Below are 19,668 nucleotides of genomic sequence, written 5' to 3'. Positions count from 1 at the left end.
CCGAATCGGAGGAAACCGAGCCATGCCGCATGCGGTTGCGATGCCGAAACCGGGGCAGTTCACCGAGGAGTGCACGATTCTGCGTTGGCATAAGCGCGAGGGAGATCCGGTCGCGAAGGGCGACATCCTGTTCGAGATCGAGACCGACAAGGCGAACATGGAGGTCGAGAGTTTTTATGAGGGGACGCTGCTGAAAATCATCGCGAAGGAGGGCGCGACGGTGCCGGTGCAGGCGACGGTCGCGTTCATCGGCCAGCCGGGCGAGGCGATACCGGAAGTCGCGCCGCCGGCGCCCGCGGCGCGCTCGGCGGTGGCGCCCGCCGCGACGCGAACGGCCGCAGTGGTCTCCTCCGCACCAGCGGTCCCCGCGCGTGTTTCGGCCGAGACGCCTCCGCCGGAGCCCGTGTCGAGAGCGTCGTCGCCGATGCCGGTTGCACCCGTGGCGCCGGTGGCGGAGCCAAGCCGGCTGCGGATCAGTCCGCGGGCGCGTCGGCGCGCGCGGGAGGCGGCGATTGATCCGGCGCGCGTGCCGGGCAGCGGTCCGGGAGGGCGGATCACCGAGCGCGACGTGAACGCCTGGCTCGAGGCGCAGGGATACGCTGCGTTGCGGATCACCCCGGCCGCGAAGGAACTGGCGCGGCGCGAGGGCGTGGACATCCTGACGGTGCGCGGTACGGGCGAACACGGCCGCATTCGCGTCGAAGACGTACAACGGGCGATCGCGGAACGGCCGCAGCCGATGAGCCGGATGCGGCAGGTGATCGCGCAACGGCTGACCCACAGTTTTACGACGACGCCGCACTTTTTTGTGACGGTGCCGGTGGACATGACCGAGCTGCTGGCGTTCCGGCAGCGACTGAAGGCAGAGGGTGCGCCCTACACGGTGACGGACTTCATTGCGGAGGCGGTGGTTCAGGCGCTGGTGGAGTTCCCGCAGATGAACAGCCATACGGACGGCCGCCAGGTGTGGCGTTCAACCCGGGTGCACCTGGGAATCGCGGTCGCGCTCGACGCGGGCCTCGTGGTGCCGGTGGTGCGGGATGCGGACGAGCTCTCGTTCCTCGAGCTCCACGAGCGGGCGGCGGCGCTGGTGGAGAAGGCACGTGCGGGCAAGCTGACGCCGGACGAGATGAGCGGCGGCACGTTCACGATCTCGAACATGGGCATGCTCGACGTGGAACAGTTCACCGCCATCATCAATCCGGGCGAGGGCGCGATCCTGGCGGTGGCGAGCACGCGCGCGACCCCATGGGTGCGCGACGGGCGGGTGGAGGTGCGGCAGATCATGCGGATCACGCTTTCGGCGGATCACCGACTGGTGGATGGCGCGACGGCGGCGCGTTTTGCGAACGCGATCCGGGTGCGGCTCGAGGACCCTGCCGTGTGGCGGTCGTGGGTGTGAGGGGATGGCGGCGCAGCGGAGGCCACAACGATGAGCACCGACGGCTACGACGTGGTGGTGATTGGTGCCGGCCCCGGTGGGTATCCGGCGGCGATTCGGGCGGCGCAGCTCGGCGCGAAAACTGCGATCGTCGAGCGGGAGGCGTGGGGCGGGACCTGTTTGAATTGGGGGTGCATCCCGACCAAGGCGATGATCGCGGCGGCGGGCCTTGCGCGCGCGGTGCGACACGCAGGCGGCATGGGTGTGCGGGCGGAGGGTGTCTGGGTGGATTACGCGGCGCTCGCGGCGCACAAGGACCGCGTGGTCGAGCGGCTCGCCGGCGGCGTGCGGGCGCTGCTGAAGGCGAACGGCGTCGAGATGCTCTCGGGCGAGGCGTCGTTTGTGACCGCGGACCGGCTGGCGGTTCGCGGGGCGGAGGGCACGCGGTGGATCCGGAGTCGGCGGGTGATCGTCGCGACGGGGTCAACCTCCGCGATGCCGGCGTTTCTGCCGCGTCATCCGCGGGTGAACGACAGCCGCGCGTTTCTCGAGCTGAGAGAACGGCCGCAGCGGCTGATTGTGCTGGGCGGCGGGTACATCGGGTGCGAAATCGCATGCCTGGCGGCGATGGCCGGCGCGGAGGTGACGATCGTCGAGCTGCTGGAGGACATCCTGTTGCTGCTGGATGCGGACGCGCGGGCGGAGGTGCGGCGCTCGATGGAGCGGGAGCTGGGCATTCGGATTTTGTGCGGCCGGCCCGCGGACTCGGTGGAGGCGGGGGAGGAGGGCGTGCGGGTGCGTGTGGGCGATAGGACGATGGAGGGGGACTGTCTGCTGGTGGCGGTCGGCCGGCGGCCGGTAACGGACGGGCTGTCACCGGAGCGCGCGGGGCTGGAACCTGATGAGAAAGGCTACCTGCGCGCGGACCGTTGGAACCGGACCCGCGTGCCGGGAGTGTATGCGATCGGGGACGTGAACGGCGGCCCGCAACTCGCGCACGCGGCGACCTCGCAGGGGTTGATTGCGGCGTCGGACGCGCTGGGCCGGCGGCCCTCGCCGAACGAGACGCTTGTGCCGGGAGTGATCTTCACGCATCCGGAAGTTGCGCTCGTCGGTCTGACAGAAGCCGAGGCGAGCCGCCAAAATGTACGGGTGAGGGTGGCGCGTTTCCCATTTTCCGCATTGGGGAGGGCGGTGGCGGCGGGGGAGTCCACCGGTTTCGTGAAATGGCTTGCTGAAGAAGAGAGCGGCCGGCTGGTCGGCGCCGCAGCGGTCGGCCCACACGCTACGGATTTGATCTCCGAGGCAGCCGTGGCGATTCGCGCGGAGCTGACGGTGGAGGAGCTGGGCCGGACGATTCATCCGCATCCGACCTACGGGGAGATCTGGATGGAGGCGGCGCACGTCCTGGAGGGGCATCCGGTTCACATTCCGCCCGCGCGACGGCGCGGCTGAAGTGCTGTGGAGGATGGGTTTATCCGACGGCGTCTCTGTCCGATACAGGCGTCGGGCAAATACGGACAAAGAGGTGGCCGGCTGCGCGACGCCTTCTCATGCGGATCGCTCTTGACTGCCGGCCGACCTTGTGATGGGATCCCGAACGCGGGTCGGCGGTGGAAACGCCAGCGCGTACCACAATGAATGCCGTTTCCACGGCGGGGTCGGCGGATCGGGAGGGGGGTCCGAGAGCTCTATCAGAATGTTTTTTCATTTTTGAAAAACGTTTTATTTGTCGGCTTGGCAAGTGGTGCTGATTTGGGCGTTGGAACGGGCATGGGCGGATGTGGAGAGTTTTGGCACGGCGATTGCTTGGTCTGAGGTGTGCACATGATGATTCAGCGACCAGCAGCGAAACGTGCAGCGGCGCGCGGCTTCACGTTGGTGGAGCTGATGGTGGTGGCGGTGATTGTGGCGGTGCTGGCGTCTGTTGCGATTCCGCTGATGGGTGGGGGCAAGAAGAAGGCGATGGCGACGGAGGCGCAGGCGGCGCTGGGGATGGCGCGCTCGTGTCTTCGGGCGATGTATGCGGAAACGCGGGATTACTCGCGAGATCCTAATGGGAGTCAGCTTTCGGCGGGCGATCCGCTCACCGCGATTCCGGGAGTTAGTGCGGGGGACCTCGCGGGGAAGTTTTTCCGCGAGTCGGACTATTCGATTCAGTCGATTTCGCGAGATAGTTACGTGCTGAAGTGCCAGGGCAGCACGGGTGAGACGGTAGGGGTGACGATCACGCTCGACCAGAGTGGGAATCTGCAGACGACCGGGATTTGAGGTGGATTTGGGGAGCCGCGGGTCTCGCAGGCGCGAGCTGGCGGCGGGAGGAGGAAAGGCCGGCGAAGGCCGGGACGCAGCGGCGGGTGTCGCTGCGGGTGGTACGAGGAAAGACGAACCGTCCGGCGGTATCCGGACGGAATGAAGGATGAGGAGACGGGAAATGAGAACGAAAGGCAAGAGTGGGTTCACGCTCGTGGAACTGATGGTTGTCGCGGTGATCGTTGCGATCCTCGCGGCAGTCGCAATTCCGCTGATGAGCGGCAACAAGAAGCGGGCGATGGCGACCGAGGCGGAGGCGGCGCTCGGCAGTGTTCGGACGGCGCTCCGCGCGATGTACGCCGAGACGAAGGCCTACAACAAGGATCCGAATGGCAACACCATTAGCCAGAACGATCCGGTGACCAAGATTCCGGGTGTGACTGCGGAAGACCTGGAGGGCAAGTACTTCAAGTCCACTGACTACACGATTGCCGCGATCGGGGTGGACACCTACACCATCCAGGCGAAAGGCAGCACGGGTGAGGTGGCCGGCGTGACGATCACGCTCAACGAGAAAGGCGAGTTCACCCGCACGGGTCTGTGAGCGGGCCTGCGGTTGAGCGGTCCGATAGCCGCGCGGGCGGTGGTGTGGGCGCGGGCCCCCACCGCCCGCGTTGCTTGAGTGGGTATGCGGAATGCGCGATAGTCGGCTCATGCGACGGTGCACGGCTCACGGTTTCACACTGACGGAGCTCATGATTGTTGCGGTGATCGTCGCGATCCTCGCGGCGGTTGCGGTGCCGCTGATGGAGGTGAATCGAAAGCGCGCGATGATCACCGAGGCTGAAGCCGGGCTGGGGACGATCCGAAACGCCTGGCGCGCGATGTATGCGGAGACGCGCAACTACAGCCGCACTCCAAACGGAGTTGAAATCACACCTGGGCCGGCACTGGTGGTGCCCGGGATCGGGCCGGTGGACCTGGAGGGTCAGTTCTTCAAATCGGAGAACTACCAGATCGTGGAGGTGGAGCCTCACAGGTTCCTGCTGCGGTGCGTTGGCACGACCGGTGCTGTAGCGGGTGTGATGGTGACGCTGGATCAGGACGGAACCTTCACGCGCTCGGGTCTGTGACGGCGTCGGGCGCGTCGGGCAGGCCGGTGGTGGTGTTCGGATGCTGGTTCGCGAGCTCATCGCAGGATTGGACGTCGGCGAGGAGGGTGTTGCCGCCGCCTGCGTGACAGCCTCGCGCGACGGACTGACGGTGACGCACGGCGGTTACGAACCCGTGCCGGAGGGGGCGGGAGAGGCGGAAGTTGCTCGGGTCATTCGGCATCTGTGGCGGCGGGGGCGGATGCCCAGTCGCTTGGTGTGTACTGCGCTCGGCGGCGGGGCGGTATTGCTGCAGAACTTTCGGTATGAGGGGCTGACGGAGGAACAGGTGCGTTCCGCGGTGCGTTTGGAGGCGGAGGAGGCGCTGCAGATTCCTTCGTCGGAGCTGGTGCTGGACTGCCACATCGCTGGCCGCAATGGTGGTGGACATTCCGGCGAGGGGTGCGAGGGCATTTTTGCGGCGGCGCCGCGGGCAGCCGTGGATCAGTATCGGCGACGCCTGGAGCTTGCCGGCGTGGTGCCGGTGGTGTTGGACGCTGCGCCCTTGGCGCTCGCGAACCTGTGGCTTTGGCTGGCCCGGAACCGGTCGACCGATGAAGTCGTGTTCGTGGTGGATATCGGCCGGCGACAGGCGCACATCGCGCAGATCTCGCGCGAGGGGCGCGCTGCCGCGCGAACGGTCGTATTCGGCGCTGCAGACGGCGAGGCGATCAGCGATTACCTTGCCGAGAACATCGCCAGCCAGCAAGAGTACGCGGAGGCACGGTTTGGGATGCCGGCCGCGCGGCGCCTGCTGTTGACCGGCGTGCGGTCGGAGGATGAGCGCTTGAGGGCGGGCCTTGCGCGGGAGTTGGCTGTCGCCGTGGAGGAGTGGATTCCGCTGGGCGACCCGCAGATTCGCTGCGAGGGGCGGGCGCGGGCGCTCGTTTCCGACGCGGGGTTGGCGCGACGAATGTCGGTGTGTTTAGGGCTGGCGCTGCGGGGTCTGGAAGATGGAGACCATTAGAATCAACCTCTTGCGGGGGCAGGTGCCGTCGCGCGCGGAGCGTGTGCGGCTGTTTTATCTGATGCTGGGATATCTCTTGCTTACGGGGACGGTTCTGGTGGTGCTCCTCAGCCAGCAAACTCGCGTCGTCTTGCGGCTGAGAGCCCAGCAGCGCGTGCTCGATGCGCAGGAGCGCTGGTTTCGGCGGCAGTACCCCCAGTTTGGCCGGCTCGCGGAGTTCGCGGACGATGTGCGCATGGGACTGTCCCACTGCCGATCCCAGCTGGCGGCGATCGAGCGGACTCTACAACAGCGAGCGGACCTTGCACCGCTGTTCATTGCGCTGACGGAACCGATGTTGCCGGGGATGCGCCTGACGATGGTGGCGTTGGATCGTGAGAAAAAATCGCTTTCCTTCGAGGTCGCCGTGCCTGCGGCGACATTTGACCGCAGGAGCGCACAAGGTGAGGGGGATCTGATCGCGGCTTGGAATGCGAATCCGGTGGTCAGGGCCCGCTTGCGCAGTGTTGCATTGATTGGGACGCGCCGGGCGCGGGGGCCGACGGGATTCGAGTATGTGTTGAGCTTTGGCGGGGTTTTGCGGGAACGGGGCTCGGCGGCGACTGCGCCGGGGATGGAGTCGTCTTGACATGGATTCGAGCGTGTTTTTTCGGAGTCGGTGGCACCTGTGGGCGTGGCGAGCGGGTCCGCTCTTGTTGATCGTGGCAACTGCGGCGGGTGGCGCAGCGTACTGTGCCCGCTGCCAACAGGATATCGTGTGGCGACGCTTGTTTTTTGAGACCATGCCGGAGATGCGCACGACGCTCGACGTTGCGCTGGCGACGATAACCAATGGGTTTCGCATCGCCCGCAGCAGCACCGAGGCCCGAGAGCGGCTGAGCGCCGTGGTGACGGAGGCCGCGCAGCGGGAGCGCTTCACCGTGAACTCGCTGCAGATCGAGGAGGGGAAGGGGGGTGGTGCGATGCTCCAAGCCACCGTTCGTGGTGATGGATTTTTCCCCGCTCTTGTTCGCTTCGCAGCCGAACTGGAGCGGCCGAACAACCTGCTGACGATCGAGCGGCTGGGCTGCAGTGCGCTGCAGCCCACTGCGAACCCGTTGTACCAGGCGGAGTTTGTGGTCCATTACGCGTTCAATCCGAAATGAAACGGACTCGAACCCGAGGGTGCGGGCGCGGCGCGTTCCGGCGGTGGACTCGCCAAGGGTTGGTAGAACTCGGCGCGCTGCTGATGGCGGCCGGCGGGTGCGGTCACCGGCCGGCAGAACCGTTCGCGGAGCATCGTTCGCTGGCGGCGGCAGTGTTGTCGGCGGTCCGCGAACTGGAGCAACGGCGCGTGGCGATCGAGGCGTCGAACGACGTTCTTGCGATGCTTGATTCGCTCAGATTCTTGCAGCCTGCGCCCGCGCCAGAACCGGAGCCCGCGCCGAATTTGGCGCCACCTTCTGCGGAGGTGGGCCCCGCGGATGCCCCTGCGGAAACACCCTCACCGCCGTCGATGCCTCCCGGTCCGCCGCGGCTGCAGGGTATCGTGCGGCACCCACGGGAGCCGCTGGCGATTTTGGGTGGTCGAACGGTCGGGGCAGGGGAGCGCGTGGATGGCTACTTGCTGCAGCGAGTCGGCTCGGACCGGGTGGAACTCCTGGCGCCGGACGGGACGGTGGTGGAGCTTCGTCTGCATGAAACAGGCTCGTCCAAGCCGTGAGGTGTGCGGGTGGCGGGCTGGCCGGCGTGGTGCGACGCTCGTCGAGGTGATCTGGGCGAGTTTGCTGCTGGCGGTGATCGCGATCGCTGCGGGCGCGTTTGTGGCGCTGTCGAGCGGAATGGTGGCGATCGCCCGGAACCAGCGGACCGCGATCGAGTTCGCACACAGCCGGCTCGAAGAGCTGCGATCCGCCGGCTTTGATGCGATCAAGCCCACTTCCCAGGACTACATCACTTATTACCTGCGGCGGACCCCGACCGGTTGGCAGCACTCGCTGACCGACCCCGGGGAGGTGATCCGAATGCTCGGTTACGACTACCCGATCACCACGACGGTTCGCTACGTGGATGTGGACGGGGGCGCTCCCAGCTATGACGTGCTGGAAGCGCGGGTGGTGGTGAAGTACCGGCGTAACGAGCCGAACAGTGTGACGCTATGGGCGTACTTTGCGCCATGAGCGGGCGGTCCGCGCGAAGAGGATTCACGGTGGTCGAGCTGCTGGCCACCGCGGTGGCGGCTAGTATTCTCGCGATCGCGCTGGGATCGGTCCTCTACTTCGTCTATGCCGCCCTGCGCCGCAGCAATGAGGCGCTGAACCTCCAGAGGGACATGAGCTACGCGCTGGAGCTCTTGCAGCGAACCGGCCGGAGCGCGTCGCCCTCCGAGGTGACGCTCGGGTCCGGATCGGTAACGTTCGGCACCAACATGTTCCGTCCGAAGGGCTGCCGGTTCTACGACAACCGGACCGGTGATTTCGTGTATGACCCGGATCTGTCCCGGAGCGGTGACGACCAGACGCTCATCAATGACCGGCTGGTCGCGTTCGATGTCGCGCTGGACGGCAGCCGGTTGTTGGTCCGGTTGTCCGTCCAGACCGCCGCCAGTCAGACGTTGTCGATTTCGAACTCGATCACGATGCGCAACTGATCGTGGAGGATGGATCGATGAGCGCCGCAGCAGCCAGCGGCGGCCGCGCCAGCCAACGAGGAGCGGCGCTCCCGGTGGTGCTGGGACTGATGCTGGTGCTTGGCGTCATTGGTTCGGGCCTACTGGCCTGCGCACTTGCGGCGCGGACCGAGGCCGTTCGGCGCCAGCAGTCCTTGCAATGTTTCTGGGGGGCAGAATCGGCGCTGGCGCTGGTGCGACAGCGGCTGTACGGTGTGGCCGAGTACCGGGACAACCCTTCGCCGGTCGAGCTGACGAATGGGCCGGTTGCGGCGGAAGCGACCGTGGTGCGGAGCGGCCAGGTGTTTACGGTGACCGCCCGTGGCACGAACGGCGTGGCCCGCCTGAGCCGGCGAGTGCGGCAAACGTTCACGATGCAGGTGTATGACTACTGGGATGATTTCGCGCTGTTCGTTGGTGGGAGCGGGTGCGATTTGAGTCAGAGCATTGCGATTTACGGTGACGTGTTTTGTGAGGGCAGCCTGCGCATGGCCCAGGCGGCGGTGGTTTTTGAGAGTCTGTACTGTCTTGGCGACCTTTCGATGAGTCAAAGCGCCGCGATTTATGACCAGGCTTTTGTTGGAGGCCGGATCCAGCTCGGCCAGTCCTCGATCATCTATGGGGGCTCCTACCCGTTCAGCAGTCCGGCAAACCCCTACTATCTGGTGCAGCCGACGATACCGCGGATCGATTGGAGCTGGTACGAGGGGCTCCTGGCGCAGGCGGCCACCCAGGATTCCGGCCTCAACTTTAATGAAGACATCAACTTGTCGAATCGGGTGCTTTTTGTGCGGGGCGACGCGTCGCTGAAAGCCTCGCGGCGGATTTACAGTGAGCCGCCCGGCGGTGTGCTGGTGGTGCGAAATTCTTTGCAGCTTCAGCAGTATGCGCGGATCGAGAGCGGGGTGACGATCGTCTGTGGAGGCGTGTTCGCGATGGGTCAGAATACGCGCATTGGACCCAATTCGCTGGTCTATGCGGGCTCTGCGATCGAGATGAAGCAGAGTGGCATCGTGGCCACGCGTTGCTCGCTGGTGACGCCGGGCACCATTGAGATGAAGCAGGCCGCGCAGGCTACGGGATTGCTCTATGCGGGGGACCTCCTGGACGTCTCGCAGAGCGCGATGATCACAGGACTTGGGTTTGCGGGCCGCCGAGCGTTGCTGTCCCAGGGTGTGACGATGCAGTATAGCCCGGCTTCCTTGCCGTTGGCGCTGCCGCCGGGTCTGCGAACAACGAATGCGATTGTAATCACGCCATCGGAATGGAGGGAACTATGAACTCGTGGTGGTGGCTGGAGCCGGTGAGGGTCAGGCGAGCTCGCTCGCGGAGGCCCAAGCGGGGTGCGTCGCTGGCGCTGGTGATGGGGGTGACCGTCGTCGTTGCACTGGTGGGAGCAGGATTGATTTCCAGCGCAGGCGCGGCGAGGACGGAGGCGGTGCGTCGGATGCAGTCGCTTCAGGGTTTCTGGGCGGCTGAATCGGCTCTGGCGCAGGCGCGTGCACGGCTGTACACGGACCCGAGCTTTCGCAATTCACCCAATCTGATTGCGTTTACGAATGGCCTCACGGTGGGAAGCGCGAGCGTCGCACGCACGGGCAACGTGTACTTCGTGCTCGCGACGGGAACCAACAGATACACGCGCCATAGCCGCCGGCTCGCTCAAGAGTTTGTGCTCGAAACGTTCGATTATTGGGATGATTTTGCACTAATTGCGGGGGCCAGCGGAATTAATCTGGCGCAGAGCGTCTCCATTTACGGTGACGTATACTGCCAGGGCAATCTTTCGATGTCGCAGTCGGCGGCGATTTTTGAGACGCTGTACTGCCTCGGTAATCTGGACATGAGCCAGAGTGCGGTAGTGTACGATCAGGCGTACATCGGCGGAACGATCTCGCTCAGGCAGTCCTCTGCCATTTATGGCGGTTCCTATCCCTTCAATAGTCCGGCGAACCCGTACTACATTGTGCAGCCGCAGGTTCCACAGATTGACTGGAGCTGGTACCAGGCGCTTCTCGCGCAAACGAGCGTGCGGCATTCCTCCAATCTGAATTGGAGCGGTAACGTGAACCTCGGCGGGACGAACAACTTCTGGTCGGGCAGCGCCTCCTTGCAGCAGTCGAAAATGCTGACCAGCACGCCGCCGGGCGGGGTGCTGGTCGTCAGTGGCGGTTTTTCGCTCCAGCAGAACGCGCAGATTGGACCGGGTGTGACAGTTGTGTGCGGGACGGTGTTCGAAATGGGCCAGAACACCCGGATCGGCAGCAACGCGGTGATTTACGCGGGCAACCGGATCAACATGAAACAGAGTAGCATTGTCGCGACCCGGTGCGCGTTGGTGACGCCCGGCACTATCGACATGAAACAGGCAGCGCAGGCCTCCGGATTCATTTACGCCGGGGAGCTGCTCGATCTTTCACAGTCCGTTTACATTCAAGGGCTCTGCTATGCCGGTTCTGCCGCGAATCTTTCGCAAAGCGTAGCGCTGTACTACAATCGCAGTATCGTTCCAGGTGCCGTTCCCGGCCTCGAGACAAATGCGGCCGTCCGGCTGCAGCCTCGGCAGTGGCGGGAGCTGTAAGGCGGTGCAGTGGCTCAGGAGCAGCATGAAGAACCCGATGCGCTGGCAGGTACTGACGGTGATGGCGGGCGCCGCGGTGTGGGCGATGTTCGGTTGCGAGACGGTCGAGCCGGTGGACAAGGAGCTTCAGATCGAGCCTTCGTCCACGAACCTCACTGCGGCGGGGCAGACGGTGGTGTTTCAGGCCGTGGTGAATGCGGTGACGAACCTGGGCATCTCCGCGACCAGCACGAACAAGGTGATCGCCGGCCCGCCCGTGATGATACCGCTGAGATGGTCGGTTTCGGACCCGGCGCTCGGCCGCATCCGCGCCTCGGGGGGCTTTACTGCGGTGTACGAACGCAACGGAGATGCGGTCGGCAACAATTATGTGTTGGTGCAGGATGCAGCCGGTCGCTATGAGGGGGTGGCGACGGTGACCCAATTGCCCGTGCCGTAGCTGGCGGCGCGGGGTGCGCTCGCTGTGTGCCCTGCCGAGAGGGGTTGCCGCGGGCGAGCGGAGCGGCTCCGCAGCGATGCGTTGTCCGGCCGGGTCCGCACGTCAGGCAGGAAGCGCCGCGCCGGCAGGAGAAAACAACGGGCGGATGTGGCGGTCGAGCAGATTCGCCCGAACGCGCTGGCCAATGTGATCGCGATGAGCGCGCAGGGCGTCAAGAAACTCGGCACCGCGTCGCGCGGCCTCGGGATATGCGATGTGCATGAACTGTCGAAGCGCCGGCCGATACCGGGGAGAGGCTGGATTGTGGGCGACCGTGGCCGCAAATTGTTCACCGGACCATGTTGCGATCTCCTCCGGCGGGGGCAGCTGTTCGCGGCGAAGTGAGACGACCGCCGCGTAGGGCGCGACGAGGCAGTCGAACCGGTTCCAAGCGGCGCGGTAGATGTCCCGGATGAGCGCCCACGCGTCGCCGCCCGCCTCGGCGAGGCCGGTGGCTTCCTCGAGCCAGGTAGTACCGGCGGTCTTCACGTGCAGCCCGGCGCCACTGCGCTGCAGCACTGCGCGAATGCAAGGGTAGAGGCTGAACTTGTCGCTGCCGGAGTGGATGCTCAGACGAAGCGCCGGATGCAGCGGGGTCTCGGCAGCGACGATGCGGACGAGCTCGATGAACTGCTCGAGGGTTTGCTCGAAGATGATGGGATCGCCGGCGTAGTCGACGCCCTTGTGAAACTCGCCGGGGAAGCGCGGCGCGAGCGTGGCGACCGGCAGGCCGCTGTGCGCGATCGCGAGCAGAATCACGAGCCAATCGGCTGGGGACTGGGGACGGTCGGTTTCGTCCATGGAAATCTCGAGCCGTACGGTTCGCGGACCGATGTGTTCGCGGATGATATGCCAAGTGACCGCGGCCTCGCGGATCGCATCCAGATAGGTTTCTGCGGCGCGACGCAGCTCGTTCTGTGCTGGTGTCCATCGCGATGGACGGCCCGGCAGCGGGAGCGCGCGCCGTGTCCATGGTTGCCAAGTGTTTTCGAACGCGTTCAGGGCGTCCTCCGGCGCGCGTCGGCCGATCGCGCCGGCGACATCCACGGTGAACCAGTCGCAGGCGGAGAGAAACGCGTTGACGGTGGCGGGGCTGATGTGGTCGGCGTCCACGAAATAGGGACCGTTCCAGCGCAGGATGCGGACGGCCGCGTCAGCTTCGCGGCGCACGTCCGCCGGCACGGAACCGATCAACTGGTGCTCGCGGTGGGACTTGTTCCAGACGGGGGTGAGTTGGATGCCGTCGCGTGCGGCGGCGACGAAGGCGGAAAGCTGCGCTTCGCCCTGCTGGCCGAACCGATCACCAATGCCCAGGGAATATTCGGGGGGGTGGCAGCTCATCGGGAGGTCTCCGGTGTGGAGTCGGTGGTCGCCGACGTTGGGAACGACGGGACGCTCGGCGTTGTGGTGGGCGAGGGGGGATTCGAACCCCCACGGATTTCTCCACAAGATCCTAAGTCTTGCGCGTCTGCCAGTTTCGCCACTCGCCCGGCCAGGGCGATTGTACGAGAGAGCGCGCCGGCTGCGAAGCCCGTGGCGTGTTCGCGGAGCAGCTCCAGTGCCAGCTCGCGGCCGGGGAGGGGGGCGTGGAGGTGGTGGCGCAGGAAGGCGCCGAGCGCACCGGCGAGGGCTTCGAGATCCTGGAGGGAGAGCGGGGTTGACGGGGGCGTTCTGTCGTTGGCACGCCACTGGTGCAGCGCCAGCCTTGCGGAGGGGGGAAGCGGGGAAGCGTCGTGACGGCTGTAGCGCCGCAGACGGCAGGGGCCGCAAACGAAGCCGCCGGCGGCGGGGATGAGCACCGCGGTCTCGGCGGCGCTTTCGGCCTGCCCGCAATTGGTACAGCGATCGACTTTCGGAGCGAGCCCTTCCAGCACGAGGAACTGAAGTTCGAACCAGAGCAGCGCGGTTTGTGCGCAAGGAAGAGCGCCCAGCGCATCGAGCCAGGCCGAGGTGAGATCGAAGAGGCGAGGTTGGGGGGCCTGCGGCGGCAGTGACTGCATCAGCAGCTCGGCGGCGCTCGAGGCGGCGATCGCGGCCCGCCAGTGTTCGCGCAGGGCGGGCCGGGGACGAACGAGGCGGCACTCGCGCGCGAGGTGCACCGCGTCGCCGGCACGCCGGTAGAAGACCAGGTCGCTGGTGGCGAAGATGTCGCACTGGCCGAGGAAGAAGCTCTTGGGCCGCAGCGCGCCGCGAATCAGTGTGACGAGCCGACCGTGCGTGCGGGTGAACCAGTGAACGTAACGGGAGGTCGTCCGCCAGGGCGTGAACTTCAGTGGAATGCCAACGTCGCGGACCAATTCGCTCATGGGGAGGAAGCGGCCGGCGGACCGAGCAGATGGAGGGACAGCCCCGCAGCGCGGGCAGCCTTGAGCGCGCGCCGATTGCGGGCGAGCATTGCGCGGCGACGGGCGGGGGTGTCGTCGCGGCCTCCGGTCAGGTGATCGCAGCCGTGCGCGACGTAGAGGGCCAGCTCGCGGCTGGCGCCGGCCGGATTCTTCGAGCGGCGGAGCGCGGCCGCGACGTTGACGAGAATCTCGCCGCACCACTCCGCGGAGATCGCGTCGGGGCGGTACGCCTGGCTGATCACATCGGTGGACTGCGGTGCCCCGAAGCACCGCGCGTGGGCGCGCGAGATCGCACGGTCATTGAGAAGAATCAGCGTGACTTCAGCCCAGCGCCTGCGCCTGCTCCGCCGCGCTGCGCGTGTCATCAGCCAGGCGGTCAGCTGCCGCAGCAGAGCGGTTCGGATCGGGAGGGGCTGGCGGTTGGCGATCCGAATGCGCGGCGGCATCATAGGGCACGCGGCCATGGTACATGGCGGTCAGCGTGAACACAAAGGCATCTTCAACGCGGCGCAGCTCCGCGAGCGTGAGCGGGCACTCGTCGAGTTCGCCGTCCGCGTAGCGTTGGCGGACCAGTTCGCGCACGAGTCGTTCGATGCGGCGCGGCGAGGGATTGGACAGCGAGCGGGCGGCCGCCTCGACCGCGTCAGCCAGAGCGATCAGCGCGGTTTCGCGACGGCGCGGGCGCGGGCCGGGATATCGGAAGTCGCGTTCCTCCGGCGGGGCACCGACCGGATGGCCGAGCCGCGAGGCCTGTTGGTGGGCATCGAGCGCTCGGCTGTAAAAGAACGAGATGAGCGAGCGGCCGTGGTGCTGCTCGATCGCCTCGCGGATCGGCGCGGGGAGGCGGTGTTCGCGGGCCAGCTGCAGGCCTTCGCGCACGTGGGAGAGGATCACCAATGTGCTCATCTGCGGAGAGAGCTCGGCGTGAGGGCTGGCGCCAGGTGGGGCGTTTTCAACGAAGTACTGCGGCTTCGCGAGCTTGCCGATGTCGTGATACATCGCCGCGACGCGGGCGAGCAGCCCGTTCGCACCGATCGCATCGGCCGCCGCGCGGGCGAGGGTGGCGACCATCAGGCTGTGGTGGTAGGTTCCCGGCGCGTTCGCGGCGAGGCGTTGGAGCAGCGGGTGTGAGGGGTCGCTGAGCTCCAGAAGGTGCATGTCCGAGGAGAGCCCGAACACCGTTTCGAGCAGTGGCAGCACGAGCAGCGCGATCGCGGCGATCCCCAGGCCGTTGGCGACGACGGTGCCCAGTTGTGGCAGCACGACCGGCAGTGGATCCCGGACCTCGACCGCCTGGACGGCGGTCACGGTGGCGCCGGCCAGTCCGATCCATAGTCCGGCGCGAAAGATCAGGGAGCGCTTGCGCGCGTGTCGGGCCGCGATGAGAGCGGCACCGATCATCGCGACGCCGCGCACCAGCGTGGGGAGCGGCGCAGAGGCCAATGCGGGGACGGCGAGTGCGCTCCAGCTGCCGACTGCGGCGGCGAACGGTCGGCCGACCAGCAACACACCGAGCAGCGCGCCGAGCGCGGTAGGCAGCGCGTGATCGCCGTATGGCCGCGGCAAGATTCCGTTCATGACGAGCGCGACCGCGAGCCGGGCGCCGCCCATGGTGAGCGTGCCGAGCACAACGAAGAGCGCCAGCGACGACGGCTGCTTCACATGCTCGGGTGCCGCGACGAACAGCAGCAGCAAGCTTGCGAAGGCGGCGACCGCCAGCATGCCGGACCGGCCGAGCCGGCGGAGCCATTCGTCGGCCGGGCGGATCCGCTCTCGCAACCGCCGCTCGTGTGCGGCGAGCCGAGCGACGGTGTGTTCGTCGGCCGTTTCGCCGGCTTCGATCAGTGTGGTGCCGGCACGGATGTAGGCCATCACCGGCTCGACCCGCGCGGCCGCCTCGCGGCGGCGCATCTCGGTGAGCGTCGGCGCGTAGACGAGGTTCGGATGCAGCCACGGAATCGCGAGCCGCCGCAGCGCGTCGGTCGGAGTGCGCAGGCCGGCGGCCGCGGCCAGCCGTGCAAACTCCGCGGCCGCCTCGGCGGGAGTCCGCACCGCCGCGAGGTCCGCCACGCGTGCAGCGACGCCGCTGGTCTCGATCACAAACTGACCCTGTCGCACCAGCTCGGCGAGGGGGCCGTCGCGCTCGGCAGCGTCCGCAATGCCGTCAAACCAGACGGTGGCGAGCGCGTTGGTGAGCGCCCGGAGCGCGGCGGCGGCTTCGCCGGGTTCTGGGACGATGGTCAGTGCTTCCTCCGGCTGCAGATCGAGTCCGAGCAGCAGGAGCGCGTTGGCGAGCTCGCGCCGCGCCTCGTCAGGGGACGGCGCGCGGCGGCGCAGCGTGGCGAGATGCTCGATCAGCCGTTCGAACGCGCGGAGCCCAGCGGCGAGCGGAGCCGACGAGATGCTGAAGACGGGGCGCACCGCGTCGGCGGCGCGCTGACGTGCCAGCTCAGTGCGGGCGCTGTCGACGGCCTCAAAGTCGGTGAGCGCGATGATCGAGACGGGCGCCCGCTGGCCGGGCAGCAGCGGGACATGAAGAACCGGCGACACACCCAACAACAACAGGGAAGAAACTGCCCAGAGCACCACGCCGGCCGCCCACGCCCATCGGTTGCGAGCAACCTGCGGGGCGGCCGGCAGGTCCGGCTCGTCGCCGAGCCGACGGCGCTCGCGCTGCCGCCCGCGCGGCCACCCGCGGTTCATCGACGGCGGCTCCGCGGCAGACGCCGCGAGGACGGTGGATTCCGTTCCCGGCAGCGCCGATACGCCTGAATGATGCGCTGCACCAGATCGTGGCGGACGACATCGGAGTCGTCGAGCTCACAGATCGCGATGCCGGGCACGCCGTCCAGGGCTTCGCGCGCCTCGAGCAGTCCGGAGGTCTGACCGGCGGGCAGATCGGTCTGCGTCAGGTCGCCGGTGATCACGCACTTGGAGTCGAAGCCGAGCCGGGTCAGGAACATGAACATCTGCTCGGGCGTGGTGTTTTGCGCCTCGTCCAGAATGATGAAGGCGTGGTTCAGGGTTCGGCCCCGCATGAACGCCAGGGGCGCGACCTCGATCACGCCGCGCGCGGTCGCTCGTTCGATGTCCTCGGCGGGCATCATGTCGTAGAGGGCGTCACGGAGGGGACGCAGGTAGGGGAGGATCTTTTGTTCGATGTCGCCGGGAAGAAAGCCGAGCGCTTCGCCGGCTTCCACGGCGGGTCGGGTGAGGATGATGCGGCCGACATCGCCGCGCAGCAGGGTGGAGACGGCCATCGCCATCGCGAGGTAGGTCTTGCCCGTGCCGGCGGGTCCGATGCCGAGCGTGCAGTCGCGCTGCGCGATCGCCTCGACGTAGCGGAGCTGGCCGAACGTCCGGGGCGACACCGGCGCCATCCCCGGCCCCACTGCGATGCGGGTGGCCAGCAGTCGCTCGAGTTCACGTTCGCGGCCTTCCAGCATTGCGCGCAGCGCATAGAACACGCCCTGTTCCCGCGGGAGGATGCCGCGGCTTCGCGCGGAGCGAAGGAGCCGAAACAGCCGTTCGGTGATGTCGACGCGATCGCGGGGACCCTCGATCTTGAGCCAGGTGTCGCGGGCGGTCATCCGCACGCCGAGCGGTTCCGCGAGCCGATCCAGCCACTGGCCGCCAGGGCCGGTGAGGTCCGCCGCCTCGCGGGGGCTGTCGAACACGATCGTCAGCTCGGTTCGATCCATCGGGTGCAAGTGTGGTGAGTCTCCTCGGCGGGGTCAACGCCGGGCGGGCGTGAGGGGAGCGTTTCAGTCGTTGGCGGAGGCCGGCGAAGGCGGTATATTGCCGGGCGAAGACGTCGCCTTCGGATTCGGACGGGCGGCATGGAGGTGGCGATGAAAGTGACGCGTATTACGGGTGCGGTGGTCGCGGCGGCGATGCTGGTGACGGCACTGTCCACGCCGGCGGCCCAGGCGCAGACGGGCCGGGGAGGCATCATGGGGTTCATTGCGGGTTGCTGCTTCGGCGTGCGTGCGGCCGGCGCGTACAACGACGGGAAGGAGATTCACTGGCGCGAGTGGGTGATGCTGATTCCGTACGTGAACATCGTGTTCGCGATCTGGAACGGCGTGGACGGTGCGAACGGCACGACGACGGCGGACTTGGCGCAGCGCTATGGCGCCTCGTATTACTGAACAACAGCACCAGACAGCAGGGGAGACGACGATGAAGAAGGTACTGGCGTGCCTGATGGCCGCGCTGATTCTGGCCGGTTCGGTTTCGGCCACGGCGGCGCAGGCGCAGACGAGCCGGGGAGGCATCATGGGGTTCATTGCGGGCTGCTGCTTCGGTGTGCGTGCGGCCGGCGCGTACAACGATGGCAAGGAGCTTCACTGGCGCGAGTGGGTGATGCTGGTGCCGGTGGTGAATCTCGTGGTGTCCATCTGGAACGGCATTGACGGCGCGAACGGATGGACGACCCGCGATTTTGCCGCGCAGTACGGGAGCGCCTACTACTGAGGCGGTGTGTGTTTGCCGCGCTGTTCTGCGCGGCGGTCTGGACGGCAGTCGCGGAGGGAGCTGAGCGGCTCGAAGCGGTGAGGCTTGCGCGCGAGCTGGCGGAGGATGGATGTCCGACGTTGGCGGCGCGCGAGTGTCGGCGTGTAGTTTCGGGGGATCCTGCTGACCGCGAGGCCGCGGCGCTGTTGCGGACGCTGGCCGCAGCGGAAAGTATGGCCAGCGTGGACCGGCAGCGGCCGAGGGGGGCATGGCTCGCGGAGGGAATCGTCGGTGTGTATCGCCGGTGGATTCGTCCCGCGATCGGCCGTCGTTGTTCGCTGTCGCCGAGCTGCTCCGAGTATTTTCTGCAGGCCGCACGCCGGCACGGTTGGCTGGCGTTCCCGATGATCGCGGATCGTCTGGTGCGCGAACCGGGTGTGGTGGCGGCGGGGGCTGCTGGCCCTGACGGTCGGGTTGCGGACCCTTTGGAGGAGCATGATGTGTGGCTGGGCCGGTCGCGCCGCTAAGCGATTGCGCGCGAGCGCGAGGCTGCTGAGCGGGCTGCTGGTGGGGGCGGCGTGGGCGGCGGAGGTTGGGGAGCCGGCCCAGCAGCTGGCGTTGGAGTTGGTGGCGGCGGGCGACCATGAGGGAGCGGCGGTGGAGTACCGGCGGCTTGCGCTGCGCGAGGTCGATGAGGCCGGGCGGGCCGCGTGGCTTTGGGCGGCCGCGCGTGAGCATTTGCGGGCGGGGCAGGTCCGTGCGGCGGAGGGCGCGCTGGATCGGGCGGAGGCGGCGGGGCTGGCGTCGCTGCCACTGCGCCTGATGCGGGCGGAAACGGCGGTGGCCGCCGGCGACCGCGGTGCGGCGGAATTCTACTGGACTTCGATCGCGGAGGACCCGGGTGTGCCCGCCGAGGCGCGAGCGATGGGGGCGCGTCGTGCCGCCGCACTCCGCGCCCGCGAGGGAAGGTGGGAGGATGCCGCGCGCGCGCTTGCCGCCTCTCCCTTGGACGAGTCGGCGCGTCTACGGCGGATCGAGCAGGCGGGGTCCCGGCCGCGGCGCGTGCCGTGGGTTGGCGGACTTCTGGGCCTCGTGCCGGGGCTGGGCTACGTGTACAGTGGCGAATATGCGAACGGTGCGCGTTCGCTGATCCTCAACGGGATCTTTTTGGGCCTGCTGGCGCTGGCGATGGACGAGGAACAGTGGGCGGCGGCGGGCGCGATTGGATTCCTAGAGGTTACCTGGTACAGCGGCAGCATTTACGGCGGCATTGACGCGGCGCACCGATGGAACCGGCGGATTTTCGAGGACACCGCCGCGGAGCTGGAACGCGGGACCCAGTGGAGTTTCGACGAGCGTGCGCTGCCGGTGCTGCGGCTGAAGTTTGAGCTCTGACCGACTGCGCGGGGA

The 19,668-nt window shown here is 67.2% G+C and carries 23 protein-coding genes and 1 tRNA gene; 19 read left to right on the top strand and 5 right to left on the bottom strand.

The genetic code is table 11. The features are described 5' to 3' along the window. Window positions 1-22: 22 nt before the first annotated feature. From N2652_08960 to N2652_08895, 14 genes are all read left to right on the top strand, one after another. Complete coding sequence (locus N2652_08960) at window positions 23-1,402, top strand: 2-oxo acid dehydrogenase subunit E2 (GenBank protein ID MCX7819323.1); 1,380 nt, start codon at window positions 23-25, stop codon at window positions 1,400-1,402. Between the two features lie 30 nt (window positions 1,403-1,432). After that, a complete protein-coding gene (gene lpdA / locus N2652_08955) occupies window positions 1,433-2,836 on the top strand; it encodes a dihydrolipoyl dehydrogenase (GenBank protein ID MCX7819322.1) in 1,404 nt (467 codons plus the stop codon). Window positions 2,837-3,208: 372 nt separating this feature from the next. Beyond that, the gene (locus N2652_08950; protein ID MCX7819321.1) at window positions 3,209-3,652 is read left to right on the top strand and encodes a prepilin-type N-terminal cleavage/methylation domain-containing protein; all 444 of its coding nucleotides are present in this window, start codon (window positions 3,209-3,211) and stop codon (window positions 3,650-3,652) included. A 163-nt stretch (window positions 3,653-3,815) separates the two neighbouring features. After that, window positions 3,816-4,238 (top strand): type II secretion system GspH family protein, encoded by a 423-nt coding sequence (locus N2652_08945; protein ID MCX7819320.1) that lies wholly within the window; start codon window positions 3,816-3,818, stop codon window positions 4,236-4,238. Window positions 4,239-4,329: 91 nt separating this feature from the next. Beyond that, window positions 4,330-4,767 (top strand): type II secretion system GspH family protein, encoded by a 438-nt coding sequence (locus N2652_08940; GenBank protein MCX7819319.1) that lies wholly within the window; start codon window positions 4,330-4,332, stop codon window positions 4,765-4,767. Window positions 4,768-4,807: 40 nt separating this feature from the next. Continuing rightward, the gene (pilM, locus tag N2652_08935) at window positions 4,808-5,752 is read left to right on the top strand and encodes a pilus assembly protein PilM (protein ID MCX7819318.1); all 945 of its coding nucleotides are present in this window, start codon (window positions 4,808-4,810) and stop codon (window positions 5,750-5,752) included. Beyond that, window positions 5,739-6,380 carry a hypothetical protein gene (locus tag N2652_08930; protein ID MCX7819317.1) on the top strand — a complete coding sequence of 214 codons (642 nt, stop codon included), beginning with the start codon at window positions 5,739-5,741 and terminating at the stop codon, window positions 6,378-6,380. Before pilM ends, N2652_08930 begins: the two co-directional genes overlap by 14 nt. 127 nt (window positions 6,381-6,507) lie before the next feature. Then, a complete protein-coding gene (locus N2652_08925; protein ID MCX7819316.1) occupies window positions 6,508-6,897 on the top strand; it encodes a hypothetical protein in 390 nt (129 codons plus the stop codon). Next, window positions 6,894-7,454, top strand: coding sequence for a hypothetical protein (locus N2652_08920; protein ID MCX7819315.1), 561 nt, complete (start codon window positions 6,894-6,896; stop codon window positions 7,452-7,454). Before N2652_08925 ends, N2652_08920 begins: the two co-directional genes overlap by 4 nt. Beyond that, complete coding sequence (locus N2652_08915) at window positions 7,429-7,911, top strand: type II secretion system GspH family protein (GenBank protein MCX7819314.1); 483 nt, start codon at window positions 7,429-7,431, stop codon at window positions 7,909-7,911. The genes N2652_08920 and N2652_08915 overlap by 26 nt, the downstream gene beginning before the upstream one ends. After that, window positions 7,908-8,381 (top strand): hypothetical protein, encoded by a 474-nt coding sequence (locus N2652_08910; protein MCX7819313.1) that lies wholly within the window; start codon window positions 7,908-7,910, stop codon window positions 8,379-8,381. The genes N2652_08915 and N2652_08910 overlap by 4 nt, the downstream gene beginning before the upstream one ends. A 17-nt stretch (window positions 8,382-8,398) precedes the next feature. After that, the gene (locus N2652_08905; GenBank protein ID MCX7819312.1) at window positions 8,399-9,679 is read left to right on the top strand and encodes a hypothetical protein; all 1,281 of its coding nucleotides are present in this window, start codon (window positions 8,399-8,401) and stop codon (window positions 9,677-9,679) included. Continuing rightward, on the top strand, window positions 9,676-10,980 hold the full coding sequence (locus N2652_08900) for a hypothetical protein (GenBank protein MCX7819311.1): 1,305 nt from the start codon (window positions 9,676-9,678) through the stop codon (window positions 10,978-10,980). The genes N2652_08905 and N2652_08900 overlap by 4 nt, the downstream gene beginning before the upstream one ends. 25 nt (window positions 10,981-11,005) lie before the next feature. Then, entirely contained in the window at window positions 11,006-11,419 is a 414-nt protein-coding gene (locus N2652_08895; protein MCX7819310.1) for a hypothetical protein, read from the top strand. 102 nt (window positions 11,420-11,521) lie between these two features. Here N2652_08895 and N2652_08890 read toward each other — a convergent pair whose 3' ends face one another. Beyond that, window positions 11,522-12,799, bottom strand: a complete 1,278-nt coding sequence (locus N2652_08890; protein MCX7819309.1) for a tagaturonate epimerase family protein — start codon at window positions 12,797-12,799, stop codon at window positions 11,522-11,524. A gap of 64 nt (window positions 12,800-12,863) precedes the next feature. Continuing rightward, a tRNA-Leu gene (locus N2652_08885) sits at window positions 12,864-12,948 on the bottom strand. A 48-nt stretch (window positions 12,949-12,996) separates the two neighbouring features. Between N2652_08885 and N2652_08880 the strand changes: the two genes are divergently transcribed. Further along, window positions 12,997-13,119, top strand: a complete 123-nt coding sequence (locus N2652_08880; protein ID MCX7819308.1) for a hypothetical protein — start codon at window positions 12,997-12,999, stop codon at window positions 13,117-13,119. Between the two features lie 641 nt (window positions 13,120-13,760). Here N2652_08880 and ybeY read toward each other — a convergent pair. The 3 genes from ybeY to N2652_08865 are packed head-to-tail and all read right to left on the bottom strand — an operon-like array spanning window position 13,761 to window position 17,504. Further along, window positions 13,761-14,168, bottom strand: coding sequence for an rRNA maturation RNase YbeY (gene ybeY / locus N2652_08875; protein ID MCX7819307.1), 408 nt, complete (start codon window positions 14,166-14,168; stop codon window positions 13,761-13,763). Beyond that, entirely contained in the window at window positions 14,125-16,506 is a 2,382-nt protein-coding gene (locus N2652_08870; protein MCX7819306.1) for an HDIG domain-containing protein, read from the bottom strand. The genes ybeY and N2652_08870 overlap by 44 nt, the downstream gene beginning before the upstream one ends. Then, complete coding sequence (locus tag N2652_08865) at window positions 16,503-17,504, bottom strand: PhoH family protein (GenBank protein ID MCX7819305.1); 1,002 nt, start codon at window positions 17,502-17,504, stop codon at window positions 16,503-16,505. The genes N2652_08870 and N2652_08865 overlap by 4 nt, the downstream gene beginning before the upstream one ends. Before the next feature lie 150 nt (window positions 17,505-17,654). On the opposite strand from N2652_08865, the gene N2652_08860 reads away from it, so the two are divergent. From N2652_08860 to N2652_08845, 4 genes are read left to right on the top strand one after another with little or no spacing between them, the layout of a single operon-like run. Continuing rightward, window positions 17,655-17,954 (top strand): hypothetical protein, encoded by a 300-nt coding sequence (locus N2652_08860; GenBank protein ID MCX7819304.1) that lies wholly within the window; start codon window positions 17,655-17,657, stop codon window positions 17,952-17,954. A 31-nt stretch (window positions 17,955-17,985) separates the two neighbouring features. Further along, the gene (locus tag N2652_08855; GenBank protein ID MCX7819303.1) at window positions 17,986-18,279 is read left to right on the top strand and encodes a hypothetical protein; all 294 of its coding nucleotides are present in this window, start codon (window positions 17,986-17,988) and stop codon (window positions 18,277-18,279) included. Between the two features lie 8 nt (window positions 18,280-18,287). Then, window positions 18,288-18,785 carry a membrane protein insertion efficiency factor YidD gene (gene yidD, locus N2652_08850; GenBank protein MCX7819302.1) on the top strand — a complete coding sequence of 166 codons (498 nt, stop codon included), beginning with the start codon at window positions 18,288-18,290 and terminating at the stop codon, window positions 18,783-18,785. Next, window positions 18,754-19,653, top strand: a complete 900-nt coding sequence (locus tag N2652_08845) for a hypothetical protein (GenBank protein MCX7819301.1) — start codon at window positions 18,754-18,756, stop codon at window positions 19,651-19,653. The genes yidD and N2652_08845 overlap by 32 nt, the downstream gene beginning before the upstream one ends. Window positions 19,654-19,668: the final 15 nt, after the last annotated feature.

The sequence above is a fragment of the Kiritimatiellia bacterium genome (genome assembly GCA_026417735.1).
Classification (GTDB): domain Bacteria; phylum Verrucomicrobiota; class Kiritimatiellia; order PWTM01; family PWTM01; genus CAACVY01.
Note: the sequence above shows the minus strand (reverse complement) of the source record. Positions and strands in the feature narration are given on the sequence as shown.